This window comes from Anaeromyxobacter dehalogenans 2CP-1, assembly GCF_000022145.1.
GTDB classification, from domain to species: domain Bacteria; phylum Myxococcota; class Myxococcia; order Myxococcales; family Anaeromyxobacteraceae; genus Anaeromyxobacter; species Anaeromyxobacter dehalogenans.
Genome location: NC_011891.1, coordinates 2,037,395 through 2,050,708, shown reverse-complemented (window position 1 = coordinate 2,050,708; position 13,314 = coordinate 2,037,395). Strand labels below are relative to the sequence as shown.

General features: G+C 75.5%; 9 protein-coding genes. 5 read left to right on the top strand and 4 right to left on the bottom strand.

Annotation, left to right across the window (positions count from 1 at the left end; all coding sequences use genetic code 11):
* Positions 1-71: 71 nt before the first annotated feature.
* Positions 72-1,445: a kelch repeat-containing protein gene (locus A2CP1_RS09190; RefSeq protein WP_245530024.1), complete on the bottom strand. Its 1,374-nt coding sequence runs from the start codon at positions 1,443-1,445 to the stop codon at positions 72-74.
* Between the two features lie 312 nt (positions 1,446-1,757).
* Here A2CP1_RS09190 and A2CP1_RS09185 point away from each other — a divergent pair, with 312 nt between their 5' ends.
* Positions 1,758-2,885: an energy transducer TonB gene (locus tag A2CP1_RS09185; RefSeq protein ID WP_245530023.1), complete on the top strand. Its 1,128-nt coding sequence runs from the start codon at positions 1,758-1,760 to the stop codon at positions 2,883-2,885.
* An 11-nt stretch (positions 2,886-2,896) separates the two neighbouring features.
* Here A2CP1_RS09185 and A2CP1_RS09180 read toward each other — a convergent pair whose 3' ends face one another.
* Positions 2,897-3,223, bottom strand: coding sequence for a hypothetical protein (locus A2CP1_RS09180; RefSeq protein ID WP_011421179.1), 327 nt, complete (start codon positions 3,221-3,223; stop codon positions 2,897-2,899).
* Positions 3,224-4,303: 1,080 nt separating this feature from the next.
* Entirely contained in the window at positions 4,304-6,223 is a 1,920-nt protein-coding gene (locus tag A2CP1_RS09170) for a hypothetical protein (protein WP_012633092.1), read from the bottom strand.
* Between the two features lie 217 nt (positions 6,224-6,440).
* Here A2CP1_RS09170 and aceE point away from each other — a divergent pair, with 217 nt between their 5' ends.
* Together aceE and aceF are read left to right on the top strand one after the other, a co-directional pair.
* Positions 6,441-9,098 (top strand): pyruvate dehydrogenase (acetyl-transferring), homodimeric type, encoded by a 2,658-nt coding sequence (gene aceE, locus A2CP1_RS09165; protein ID WP_012633091.1) that lies wholly within the window; start codon positions 6,441-6,443, stop codon positions 9,096-9,098.
* A 17-nt stretch (positions 9,099-9,115) separates the two neighbouring features.
* On the top strand, positions 9,116-10,774 hold the full coding sequence (gene aceF / locus A2CP1_RS09160; RefSeq protein ID WP_012633090.1) for a dihydrolipoyllysine-residue acetyltransferase: 1,659 nt from the start codon (positions 9,116-9,118) through the stop codon (positions 10,772-10,774).
* A 212-nt stretch (positions 10,775-10,986) separates the two neighbouring features.
* Here the strand turns inward: aceF and A2CP1_RS09155 are convergent, their stop codons facing one another.
* Entirely contained in the window at positions 10,987-11,997 is a 1,011-nt protein-coding gene (locus tag A2CP1_RS09155) for a sigma-54 interaction domain-containing protein (RefSeq protein WP_012633089.1), read from the bottom strand.
* Between the two features lie 127 nt (positions 11,998-12,124).
* Between A2CP1_RS09155 and ric the strand changes: the two genes are divergently transcribed.
* Together ric and A2CP1_RS09145 are read left to right on the top strand one after the other, a co-directional pair.
* Entirely contained in the window at positions 12,125-12,820 is a 696-nt protein-coding gene (gene ric, locus A2CP1_RS09150; protein WP_012633088.1) for an iron-sulfur cluster repair di-iron protein, read from the top strand.
* Positions 12,820-13,281: a hemerythrin domain-containing protein gene (locus tag A2CP1_RS09145; protein ID WP_012633087.1), complete on the top strand. Its 462-nt coding sequence runs from the start codon at positions 12,820-12,822 to the stop codon at positions 13,279-13,281. Before ric ends, A2CP1_RS09145 begins: the two co-directional genes overlap by 1 nt.
* Positions 13,282-13,314 lie beyond the last annotated feature (33 nt).

The following is a 13,314-nucleotide window of genomic DNA, read 5'->3' as shown; positions in this document are numbered from 1 at the left end:
GCCCGGACATGGCGTCCCGAGGGGGCCCGGCCGGGAGCGGAACGGACGGACGCACGGTCCGGCCTGCCCGCCTACTCGTACACCTCCGCCTGCCGGAGCGCGTCCGCGCCGTCCTCGCCGCCGACCACCAGGACTCGTCCGTCGGGGAGCGCCGTGGCGCTGTGGAGCGCGCGCCGGGCGCCGAGTCGGACCGGCCCCGGGGTGAACGCCCGGGTCGCCGGGTCCCACAGCTCCACCGTGTCGAGCCGCTTGCCGTCCACGTCGGTACCGCCCGCCACCAGCACCCGGCCGTCGGCGAGCAGCGTGGCGGAGTGGTCCGCCCGCGGCGTCGCGAGCGCCCCGGCCGGCGTGAAGGCGCCGGTGTCCGGGTCCCACAGCTCGGCCTCGGCCACGTACGTCCACCCCGCGTCGAGCCCGCCCACCACCAGCACGCGGCCGTCGCCGAGCCGCACCGCCGCGTGGCTGCCGCGGGGGTGCGCGAGCGAGCCGGTGAGCGCGAACGACTCGGTGACCGGGTCGAACAGCTCGGCCTCGACCGCGTCGCCGCCGGAGAAGCTGTTCAGCCCGCCCGCCACCAGCACCCGGCCGTCGCGCAGGACCGTGGCGGTGTGGAACGCGCGTGGATGGATCATGGCCGAGCCCGCCGGCGCCCGGCTCGCGGCCGCGTCCGGGTCGAGCAGCTCCTCGGTGACGACCGAGCCCGGCGCCCTGCCCAGCCACGCGCCGCCGGTCACGAGCACGCGGCCGTCGTCGAGCAGCGCGAGCGCGTGACCCGCGCGCGCCTGGGCGAGCGCGCCCGGCTCGGTCCAGCGCCCGTCCGCCGGATCCCAGACCGCCGCGAGGTCTTCCCGATCGCGGAAGTTGCTCTGCCCGCCCGCCACCAGCACGCGTCCGTCGGCGAGGCGCAGCGCGGCAGCGGCCGCGAGGCCCAGGCGCAGCTCGCCGGTGGCCGCCGAGGTGCCGGTGGTCGCGTCGTAGAGCTCCGCGGTCCAGCTGAATGTCGAGATGTTCGCCGAGCCGGTGGCGAGCAGGACGCGGCCGTCCCCGAGGCCCACCGCGACGTGCTGCGCGCGGGCGCTCCCTGGCGGGTCCAGCGGCCGGATGGCGTCGCGGTAGGCGAACGGGACCCGGACCACCGCCTCGGCGCGCTCGGCGCCGTCCTCGACGATCAGCCGGTAGGTGCGCGCCTCGAGCGCGGGGCCCACCTGGTATCGGCCACCGCTCGTCACCGGGCCGACATCCGGCTCGATGCGCGCGGTGCCGCGCGCGAACGCCGGCACGAGCGTCACGCCGGCGCCCGGCGCGAACGCGGGCGGGTCGGCCGCGAGCGCCGCGGCGAGCGGGCGCGGCTCGGCGCCGGAGGAGCCGCCGGTGCAGCCGGCGAGCGCGGCGGCCGCGGCCGAGAGGGCGGCGACCATCACGGAAAGTGCGTGGCGGGAGCGCATGCGGGCGCGACGTGTACACCGGCGCGACCGTCGAACGCACGCGGGCGGGCGGGTGCTCTCGGGGCCGCGCTTCCGGGCCACCCCGCGCGTCGTCCCCCGCGGCCCGGTCCCCCGCGATCCTCCCCCGTTCCCCCCGGACAACGAACCGCAACGCCGGTCTCCCGGGACGGGCTTAGGAGTGAAGAGGGGACGCCGATGTTCGACACGATCCTGAACCGGCGGAGCGCGAAGCGGAGGGGGCAACCCGGCGCGCAGGACGCGGCGCAGACGCGTCCGGCGGAAGGCACGGCGCCGGGCGATACCATACCCACCGTGAACCCCGCCCCGGTGAACGGAGGGCCCGGCCCGGTCGAGGTGCACGATCCGGAGCGCGCCCGGCGGCTGTTCGGCGACCTCGTCCCGCTGCCGCCCGGCGCGGCCGAGCCCCCGCCCGCGGATCTGAGCGCGCTGCTCTCCATCCTGTCCTTTCCCCCGCCGGATCCCGACCACCCGCTGTTCGAGCGGCTGGCCGGCCCGGGGACCGGGACCACCCTGCCGCGCGACCGTACGGCGGACGACGCCGCGCGGCCGCCGCTCGCGCCGGTGCAGGGCGTCGCGCCGCCGTCCTTCGCCTCGCTGCTCCGCCACGACCGCGCCGCGCGCGCCGGCCGGCGGGCGGCCTGGACCGGCTTCGGCGCGGGCGTGCAGGCGTGCCTCGTCGGCGCCGCGGTGTTCCTCGCCTCGGCGGTGGCCGCGCCGGAGCGCGAGGAGATCGAGATGATCGTCCCGGTGCACCTGCCGGCGGCCGCACCGCGCAAGACCGCCGGACCGCCCGGCCTGCCCGGGATGCCGGCGGCGCCCGCGCCGCGGCGCAGGGCGCCCGCGCCCGGGGCCCGCCCGCGCGCTACCCTCCCGCCGCCGCCGCCGACCGCGCTCCTGCAGCCGCGCGAGGTGAAGGCGGCGATGCGGGTGCCGGATCCGGACGAGCCCGTCGAGGCGCTGCCGGAGGGCGCCGACGAGGGCGAGTACGCGCCCGGCGAGGTCGAGGGCGGCGTCATCGGCGGCGTGGTGGGCGGGGGCGGCGGCGGCGCCTGGGGCGGCGGCGCTGCCGTGGCGGGGACCAGCGCCGGCGCGCAGCCGCAGGAGATCGAGGACGCGCCGCAGTACATGACGGCGGGCTTCCGCAAGCCGGTCGAGGCGGACCCGGGCTGCGTGGGGCGGGCCATCCGGCTGCCGCGCGAGCTGACCGGGTTCACCTCGGGGCCGATCACGGTGCGCGTGGCGATCGGCGGCGACGGGCGGGTCGGGCGGGTGGAGCTGCTGTCGAGCGTGCCCGATCTTCGGATCGCACACGCGATCGAGGCCGCGGTGCGGGCCTGCCCGTGGCGCGCCGGCGCGGACGCCGGGGGGCGGCCGGTGGCGATCTGGGTGGTGATGCCGATCCGGTTCGAGGGCGTGTAGCGCGGGGCGCCCTACCCGACCAGCCGGACGCCGTCCACGGCCCCGCCGATGCGCACCACCATCCAGCGCTGCTCGCCGAACGCGGCGGCGCTGCGCACGATCACGTCCTCGCCGGCGCCGCGCGAGCCGAGGCGCGCCTCGCTCATGACGTAGCCGGCCAGCCCGCCGGCGTCCGCGTAGGTCACGCAGGCGAGGTCCTCGAAGCCGCGCTCCACCGCCTCGATGCGGAGCGCGCGCCCGCGAAGCGGCGGCGGCAGCGGGACGCACCAGGCGTCCGGCGGGAGCCGGAGGACACGACCGTCGTCGAGGCTGCACACCGCGATGCCGTGGAGCGCCATGCGACCCCTCCCGTGCGTGCGAGGACCGACGCTACGCTGCGTCCGTGCTCGCCACCACTCCACGGACCGCGGGACGCGTGCGCCGGCCACATTCACACACCGCAAACGCGCCGGATCGTGGCGCCGCTCCCCGCCCGGCCCGGCCCGCTGCGCGCGGGCGCCGCACGTGATACACGATAAGTGATGCAGACGCACCCACCTCCGCGCCTCTACGCGCAGGTCGCCACCGCGGCCCCGGTGGCGCTCGTCTTCCGCCGCGGGCCCGGCGGCTGGTGGCACCTCGTGCGCTGGCACCTGGAGCAGGACGCGCTCGAGCCGGGCGCGTGGTTCCGCGGGACGCTCTACCCGCGCCGCTGCGATCTCTCGCCGGACGGCGCCCTGCTCTCCGCGTTCGCCGCGTCGGCGTCGTCGCCGGAGTTCCTCGGCGAGCACCCGTGGACCGCGTACCTCCTCGTGTCGAAGGCGCCCTGGCTGTTCGCGCTCGCCGCGTGGCGCGAGGGCGGGACCTGGAGCCGCGGGCACCACTTCGCGGCAGCGGGCGAGGTCGGCGCGGTCGCGCCGGCGGACGCGGGCGACGCGTCGCCGCTCCGCGCGCGCGGCGGGCTCGTGCCGACGCCCGTCGTGCAATACGCAGCCGAGCGCCGGCGCGGATGGGAGGAGGACCCGCGGGGCGAGCCGCGGGATCCGCGCGGCGATCCCTGGGACGAGCGGCGGCGCGCCAGGCTGGTGAAGCCGCGCCCCGGCGGCGGCGCGCGGCTGGCGCTCGAGGACCGGGGGCTCGACACGCGCGCGCCGCGCGGCTGGCGCTCGAGGACCGGGGGCTCGACACGCGCGCGCCGCGCATCGAGGGGCGCAGCCCAGCCTACTCGGTCGAGCTGGGGCGGCGCACGGTCGCCCTGCCGGAGGCGGCCTGGGCCGACTGGGACGCGCGCGGGCGGCTGCTCGTCGCCACGCACGACGCGCGGCTCGAGCTGCGCGACGGGCGCGCCGCGGGGCTCGCCCTCCGCGGCGCGCACGACCTCTCCGCCCTTCGCCCCGACCCTCGCCCTGCGCCGGCCTGGGCGCGGCGCTGGTGACCGCTCAGCGGATCCAGTGCACCGCGTCCAGCTCGGGGTAGGCCGGGATCCACTCGTACGCCACCCACGCGTCGGCGGCGCCGGCCGAGAGGAGCGCCGCGTTGCCGAGCGCGTCGTAGAAGTCCCAGTGGTAGAGGACCGGGATCCCGTCCGGCGGCGAGAGGCTCAGGTCGGCTCCGGCCCACGCCACCCGGACCGCCGGCCCCGGCTGGCCCCACGGCAGCGGGTAGATCTGCGGGTCGCCCCAGGTGATCGCGAACTGGTCGCCGACCGGCACGGCGAGCGGCTCGGTCTCGGAGTCGATCGGGCCGGCCAGCCGGACCGCGGCGCGCTCCGCCAGCGCCCCCGGCGCGAGGCGCACCGCGGCGAGCTCGTAGGAGCCGTACGGCATCGCCGCCCGCCGCCAGGTGAGCAGGCACGCGGCGTCGCCGCAGGCGAGGTCGCCCGGGACCTTGAAGTCCTGATCCGCGACCAGCCGGACCGGCGCCGCGTCGAGCGAGGTGCCCGCGGCGCTCACCCGCACGCCCACCACCTCCGTGTCGGCCGACGACCCACGGCCCCAGACCACGAGGTGCTCGGCCCCGCGTCCGGCGGCCTGGAGGAACTGGACCGGCCCCTCGCCGAGGAACGTCGGCGCGCCCACGGTGCCGTCCGCGCCGACCGTGGCCGCGTACACGCCGCCCGCCGGCGCGCTGCAGCCCCAGGTCACGAGGTATCCGTCGCCCGCGCGCGAGGCCGCGACCGCGTACGCCGTCCAGCTCGCGCACTGCGCCACCAGGAACCCGGAGGGCCCGTCCAGCGCGACCCCGTCCGCCGTCACCCGTGCCGCCCGGATCTCCGCCGTGCCCGGCGCCTGCGCCGGCTCCGCCGCGAACGCGACCAGGTGCCGGTCCGGCCCCGGCGCGACCTGCGTGGCCATGTGCCACGGGAGGAGCGCGCTGGTGGCCGGCCACTGCGGCACCACCTCGACCGGCGCGCCGGCGGCGCCGCCGTCCACGAAGCGGCCCACCAGCCGCACCGGGCCGTCGCGCCAGGCGAGGTCCAGCACCATCGCGCGGGAGGAGCCGCCGCGGGCCGGGACCACGCGCCACGGGCTCACGTACGGATCCGAGCTGGGCGGCGGGACCACGAGCCGGGTCAGCTCGGCGAGCCCGCCGCCGCCGGCCGGGCCGGACCAGCCCACCAGCTCGTACGCGGTGGTGGGCGAGAGCTCGCCGCCGTCGCTCCGGCGCACGATGCCGACGCCGCGGGCGTACCAGGTCTCCTGCCAGGCGGTGGCCGTGACCGGCTGGAGCCCGGCGCGCGTCGGGTAGAGCGTGAGCGTCAGCGTGAGCCGGACGTGCGCGGCGCCCGCGAACGTCCCCGCGGGCACGGTCACGTCCTCGAGGCCGAGCACCTGCCCCGCGAGCGCGAGGTCGAGCGTCTCGTGCTTCCCGTCCTCGTCCAGGTCCTCGCCGTAATCGAGACCGGTGCAGCGCTCGGACCAGGCTCCACCCATGGTGACGGGGTAGCGGAGGTCGTAGGTGGACGGCGTCGGGTCCGTCGCGGTCCCGTCACCGAGCTCGACCAGGCCGGCCTGCGCGGAGGCGACGAGCGCCGTCCCGCCCGCGAGGTCGGCGCCGGTGGTCGGATCCAGCTCGCGCAGCTCGGTGGCGGCGAACCCGCGGTAGCTCCGCGCGCCCCCGACCTCGATGCGCAGGTCCGCGGGGCGCGTGACGGGCTGCCCGGCGATCCGGTAGCTCCAGCTCCAGCCCGGCGCGAGCGGGAACCAGCCCTCCACGTCCCCTGGCCCGGCCGTCCCTGGATCCGGCGCTCCCTCGCACACCGCCGGCGCGGGCCCGTCCCCGCCGCCGCTGCTGCACCCGTGCCCGGCCAGGAAGGCGAGCACCACTCCAGCCGCAAGTCCGATCGGACGCGTCCGCATGGCCCCCCTCCTCGCGCCGCGCTCCCCTGCGCGCGCCCCCGCGTTCCAGTGTCCGATGTTCGAGCGGGGGTCACAACGACGTTTGGTGTCGCGTGCGTGGCGCGGTGCGGCACGGTTGCGCGCCGGTGCGCACCGTCCTCTCGGGGTCCAAGGGTTCGTTTGAATCCGGGACCCCTCCCCAGTAGGAGTAGCGCGCAACCAACGCCCAGGGACCGACATGGACAAGCTCCCCGACCTCGATCCGCAGGAGACGCGCGAGTGGCTGGACGCCCTCGAGGGCGTGCTCCAGCGCGAGGGCACGGACCGCGCGCACTTCCTCATCGAGCAGCTCATCGACCGCGCCCGCCGCTCCGGCGCGTACCTGCCGTTCTCGGCCAACACCGCCTACGTGAACACCATCCCGGTGGAGAAGCAGCCGCGCTACCCGGGCGACTTCGCCATCGAGCAGACCATCCGCCACTACCTCCGCTGGAACGCGATGGCGATGGTGGTGCGGGCGAACAAGCACACCAACGTCGGCGGCCACATCGCCAGCTTCGCCTCGGCCGCGACGCTCTACGACGTCGGCTACAACCACTTCTGGCGGGCCTGGACCCCGGACCGCGGCGGCGACCTCGTCTACATCCAGGGCCACTCCGCGCCCGGCATCTACGCGCGCGCGTTCCTGCTCGGCCTGCTCAGCGAGGAGCAGCTCCAGAACTTCCGCCAGGAGGTGGACGGCAAGGGCCTGTCCTCGTACCCGCACCCCTGGCTCATGCCGGACTTCTGGCAGTTCCCCACCGTGTCGATGGGCCTCGGGCCGCACATGGCCATCTACCAGGCCCGCTTCATGCGGTACCTGCACGACCGCGGCATCGCCGACACCGCCGACCGCAAGGTCTGGGCGTTCTGCGGCGACGGCGAGATGGACGAGCCGGAGGCCATGGGCGCCATCGACCGCGCCGGCCGCGAGAAGCTCGACAACCTCATCTTCGTGGTGAACTGCAACCTGCAGCGGCTCGACGGGCCGGTCCGCGGCAACGGCAAGATCATCCAGGAGCTGGAGGGCACGTTCCGCGGCGCCGGCTGGAACGTCATCAAGGTGATCTGGGGCCGCCACTGGGATCCGCTGTTCGCGAAGGACTCGGAGGGGATCCTGCGCCGCCGGATGATGGAGGTGGTGGACGGCGAGTACCAGCTCTACAAGTCGCGCAACGGCGCGTTCGTCCGCGAGCACTTCTTCAACTCGCCCGAGCTGAAGGCCATGGTCTCCGAGCTGTCCGACGAGGACGTCTGGCGGCTGAACCGCGGCGGGCACGATCCGTTCAAGGTCTACGCGGCCTACGACGCGGCGGTGAAGCACACCGGCCAGCCCACCGTGATCCTCGCGAAGACCATCAAGGGCTACGGCATGGGCGAGGCCGGCGAGGCCATGAACATCGCGCACCAGCAGAAGAAGATCGCGGTGGACGCCATCCGGCGCTTCCGCGACCGCTTCGACCTGCCGGTGCCGGACGACCAGCTCGAGAAGGTGCCGTTCCTGAAGCTGCCGGAGGGCTCGAAGGAGCTCGAGTACCTGAAGGCGCGCCGGCAGGACCTCGGCGGCGACCGGCCGCGGCGCCGCGCCAAGGCGAAGCCGCTGGAGGTACCGCCGCTCTCCGCGTTCGACCGGCTCCTGAAGAGCAGCGAGGACCGCGAGCTGTCCACCACCATGGCGCTCGTGCAGATCATGACGCTCCTCGCGCGCGACAAGGCCATCGGGAAGCGCGTGGTGCCCATCGTGCCGGACGAGGGGCGCACGTTCGGCATGGAGGGCATGTACCGGCAGCTCGGGATCTGGAGCCACGTCGGCCAGCTCTACACGCCCGAGGACGCGGACAAGCTCGCCTACTACCGCGAGGACAAGCAGGGGCAGGTGCTGCAGGAGGGCATCACCGAGGCCGGCGCGATGTGCGACTGGATCGCCGCCGCGTCCGCGTACGCCACGCACGGCGAGCCGATGATCCCGTTCTACCTGTTCTATTCGATGTTCGGCTTCCAGCGCGTCGGCGACTTCGCCTGGGCGGCCGGCGACATGCGCTGCCGCGGCTTCCTCGTCGGCGGCACCTCCGGGCGCACCACGCTGAACGGCGAGGGGCTCCAGCACGAGGACGGGCACTCGCACGTGCTCTCGTCGGTGATCCCGAACTGCCGCTCCTACGATCCGACGTTCTCGTACGAGGTGGCGGTGATCGTGCACGACGGCCTGCGCCGCATGCTGGCGGAGCAGGAGGACGCGTACTGGTACGTCACCGTCCTCAACGAGAACTACGCGCACCCGGGCATGCCGGAGGGCGCGGAGCAGGACATCGTGAAGGGCATGTACCTGTTCAAGCAGGGCGCGAAGGCGAAGGGCAAGGCGCCGCGGGTGCAGCTCCTCGGCTCCGGGGCCATCCTCCGCGAGGTGATCGCCGCGGCCGACCTGCTGAAGAGCCAGTGGGGCGTGGACGCGGACGTGTGGAGCTGCCCGAGCTTCACCGAGCTGGCGCGCGACGGCATGGCGGTGTCGCGCCACAACCGGCTCCACCCCGAGGACGCGCCCCGCCGCTCGCACGTGGAGACCTGCCTCGGCGGCACGCAGGGGCCGGTCGTCGCCGCGACCGACTACGTCCGCACCTTCGCCGAGCAGATCCGCCCGTGGGTGCCGCGCGCCTACCACGTGCTCGGCACCGACGGCTTCGGCCGCTCCGACACGCGCGAGAAGCTGCGCGGCTTCTTCGAGGTGGACCGGCACCACGTGGCGATCGCCGCGCTGAAGGCGCTCGCCGACGAGGGCACCGTGCCCGCCGCGAAGGTCGCCGAGGCGCTGAAGAAGTACGGCATCGACCCCGCGAAGCCCGCCCCCTGGACCGTCTAGACCGCGAGAACGAGGACATGCGCACCATCGAGGTCAAGGTCCCGAACATCGGCGACTACAAGGACGTCCCGGTCATCGACGTGCTGGTGAAGCCCGGCGAGCAGGTGGACGCCGACGCGCCGCTGGTCACGCTCGAGTCGGACAAGGCCACGCTCGACGTGCCCGCCCCCGCGGCCGGCACCATCCGCGAGGTGAAGGTGAAGGTCGGCGACCGCGTCAGCGAGGGATCGCTGGTCGTGACCCTGGAGGCGTCGGACGGGCAGGCGAAGGCGGAGGCGCCCGCGGCGCCCGCGCAGGCCGCGCCCCCGAAGCCCGCCGCCGCGGCGCCCGCGCCGGCGCCCTCCCCTGCCCCGGCTGCGCCCTCCGCGCCTCCGGCCGCGGCCTCGCCGGCGGGCGCGCCGCGCACGGTGGAGGTGAAGGTCCCGAACATCGGCGACTTCAAGGACGTCCCGGTCATCGAGGTGCTGGTGAAGCCGGGCGATCGGGTCGAGGCCGACGCGCCGCTCGCCACGCTCGAGTCGGAGAAGGCCACGCTCGACGTGCCCGCGCCCGCGGCCGGCACGATCCGCGAGGTGGCGCTGAAGGCCGGGGACAAGGTGAGCGAGGGATCGCTGGTGGCGATCCTCGACGCGGTCGCGCCCGCCGCCGCGACGACCGCCGCCGCGCCGGCCCCGTCCCAGCCCGCCGCGGCCCCCGCGGCGAAGGCCGCCGCGCCGCCGCCGGCGCCCTCCCCCGCTGCGCCGCCGGTCGCGCCGGAGACCGGTGCCCAGGGCCAGGTGCCGCACGCCTCGCCCTCGGTCCGCAAGCTCGCCCGCGAGCTGGGCGTGAACCTCGGCCGCGTCGAGGGGAGCGGCCCGCGCGGCCGCATCCTGCAGGACGACGTGCAGAAGTTCGTGAAGGCCTCGCTCGCCCGGCTCGAGTCCGGCGGCGGCGGGGGCGGCGCGCTCGACCTCGCGCCCTGGCCCAAGGTGGACTTCACCCGCTTCGGCCCGGTCGAGCGCCAGCCGCTCTCGCGCATCCGCAAGCTGTCGCGGACCAACCTGGCGCGGAACTGGGTGATGATCCCGCACGTCACCCAGTTCGACGAGGCGGACATCACCGAGCTGGAGCGCTTCCGCGTCGAGCTGAACCGCGAGCACGAGAAGCAGGGCGTCAAGGTGACGCTGCTCGCGTTCCTGGTGAAGGCCTGCGTCGCCGCCATGAGGCGGTTCCCCGAGCTGAACGCCTCGCTCGACGGCGACGAGCTGGTGCTGAAGCGCTACTTCCACGTCGGCTTCGCGGCCGACACGCCGCAGGGGCTGGTGGTCCCGGTGCTGAAGGACGCCGATCAGAAGGGCGTCCTGCAGCTCGCGAAGGAGCTGGGCGAGCTCGCCGCGAAGGCCCGCGACGGGAAGCTCTCCCCCGCCGACGTGCAGGGCGGCTGCTTCTCCATCTCCAGCCTGGGCGGCATCGGCGGCACCGCCTTCACGCCCATCATCAACGCGCCGGAGGTCGCCATCCTGGGCGTATCGCGGAGCGCCATGCGCCCGGTGTGGGACGGCACGCAGTTCCAGCCCCGGCTGATGCTGCCGCTGTCGCTCTCCTACGACCACCGCGTCATCGACGGCGCGCTGGCGGCGCGGATCACGACGTACCTGGCCCAGCTCCTCGGGGATATGCGGCGGATCGTGCTCTAGAGCCCGTCCCTCGACTCCGGCCGTGCCCCGTCACGTCCGCTCACCCCGAGCGTCCCTCGACTCCGGCCGTGCCCCGTCACGTCCGCTCACCCCGAGCGTAGGGCCGCGACGCGGCCCGGAGTCGAGGGGGCACGGCCTACGCTCGGGATGAGCGGCTCGGAGTCGAAGGGTCGGGATGAGCGCCCGGAGTCGAAGGGTCGGGATGCGCCGGATCAGGCCGGCCCGTCGTACGCCTTCAGCTTCCGCCAGAGCGTGTTCCGGCCGATGCCCAGCACCCGCGCGGCCTCCGCCTGCGAGCCACCGCAGCGCTCCAGCACCGCGAGCACGTGCGCCCGCTCCACCTCGGCGAGCGTGGCCATCGCCGCCGGCTCGCCCGCCGTGCCGCCGCGCGCCGCGGGCCCGGCCGGCGCGGTCAGCTCCTCCGGCAGGTGCTCGGGGCGGATCTCGGCCCCGCGCGCCACCGCCGCCGCGTAGCGGACCACGTTGCCGAGCTCGCGCACGTTCCCCGGCCAGCGGTAGGCGAGGAGCCGCCGCTCGGCCTCGGGCGAGAACCCCGGGCCCGGGCGCTTCTCCTCGGCGAGGAAGCGGCGCGCCAGCGGCAGCACGTCCTCGGGGCGGTCGCGGAGCGGCGGGAGGCGCAGCACCAGCACCTTCAGGCGGTAGTAGAGGTCCTCGCGGAAGCGCCCCTCCGTCACCAGGCGCGCCAGGTCCTGGTGCGTGGCGCAGACGAAGCGGACGTCCACGCCGAACGCGCGCGTGTCGCCCACCCGGCGCACCTCGCCGTCCTCGAGCGCCCGCAGCAGCTTCGCCTGGAGCGGCAGCGGCATCTCGCCGATCTCGTCGAGGAAGAGCGTGCCCCCGTGCGCCGCCTCGAGCAGCCCCTGCTTCTCGGCGGTCGCGCCGGTGAACGCGCCCTTCACGTGGCCGAACAGCTCGGACTCGAGCAGGTCCCCAGGCAACGCCGCCACGTTCACCGCCACGAACGGGCGGGCGCCCCGCGGGCCGCTCGCGTGGAGCGCGCGGGCGACCACCTCCTTGCCCGTCCCGCTCTCCCCCAGGATGACGACCGGGGCATCGGCGTCCGCGAAGTCGCGCGCCCGCACCAGCACCGCCTGCATGGCCGGGCTCTCCGCCACCACGTGCGTGGTGCGCCGGACGCGCTCGACCACGGTCCCCAGGCCGCAGACCGCGCACGCATCGCTCATGACCGGAAGGCGTTCCATGGTGTTCCAGGCTGGAGCTTAACCGGGCCCGCCGCGGCGCGCATCGGCGCATTCCGGCCCGGAAACCGGGGGATCGGCATCCGGCACGGCCCGTGCTCTGGGCTCCCCCGAGGAGAAACGAACGAACATGCCCGCCATCGACCGCAACGCCACCGTCGCCGAGATCGTCACCGCCCACGCCGTCACCGCCCGCATCTTCCAGAAGCACCGCATCGACTTCTGCTGCCACGGCGATGTCAGCGTCGCCGAGGCCTGCCGCCCGCGCGCGCTCGACCCGGACACGGTCTTCGCCGAGCTCGAGGCGTCGCTCCCCCAGGCGAACGGCGACGAGGATCCCCGCGCGCTCTCCACCTTCGCGCTCGTCGCCCGCATCGTGGACCGCCACCACGCCTACCTGCGTCGGACCCTGCCGTTCCTCGAGCCGCTCGCGCACAAGGTCGCGAGCGTCCACGGGGACCACAACCCTCGCCTGCTCGGCGTGCGCGACGCGTTCCTCGAGCTGGCCGCCGCGCTCGAGCCGCACCTCGACCACGAGGAGGCGGTGCTGTTCCCCGCGCTCCTCTCGCCGGCCCCGGACCGCGAGATCCTCCGCAAGGAGCTCGAGGGAATGATGAGCGACCACCTCCAGGTCGGCGCGCTGCTCGAGCGGATCCGCGCGCTCTCCGAGGGCTTCACCGTGCCGGAGTGGGGCTGCCGCAGCTACCGCGTGCTCATGAGCGAGCTGGAGACGCTCGAGACCGACGTGCTCCGCCACGTCCACCTCGAGAACCACGTGCTCATGCCGCGCTTCGCCGGGCGCGCGACCGCCGAGGCGCGGGGCTGATGGCCCGCGCCACCGACGCCCTGCGCGCCACGCGCGCGGGGATCCGGGCGCGGCTGCAGGAGGTGGCGGAGAAGGCGGGCGCGGTCACCTCCGGCCCGCCCGCGGCGCGCGCCGCGACGATGCGCGAGGTGGTCGCCGGGCTCGACCGCTGCCTGCGCGGCCACCTGGAGTGGGAGGAGCGGACGCTCCACCCGGTGGTGGACAAGTTCGCCTGCGAGGGGCCGCGCGCGTTCAGCGCCTCCATGCGCTACGAGCACGACATCATCCACCGCTGGATGGCCGAGCTGGCCCGGCGCGCCGGCGATCCCGAGGACGCGGTCGGGTTCGTGCGACACGCCGATCGGCTGCTCGGCGTGGTGCTCGCGCACTTCGAGCTCGAGGAGGCGGTGTTCTTCCCCATCCTCGACGAGACCGCGGCCGGGCACGCCATCGGCGGGCCCCTGGCCCCCGCGCTGCCCTGAGCCGCCTCGGCGGTCCCAACGACTCTGGGTCGG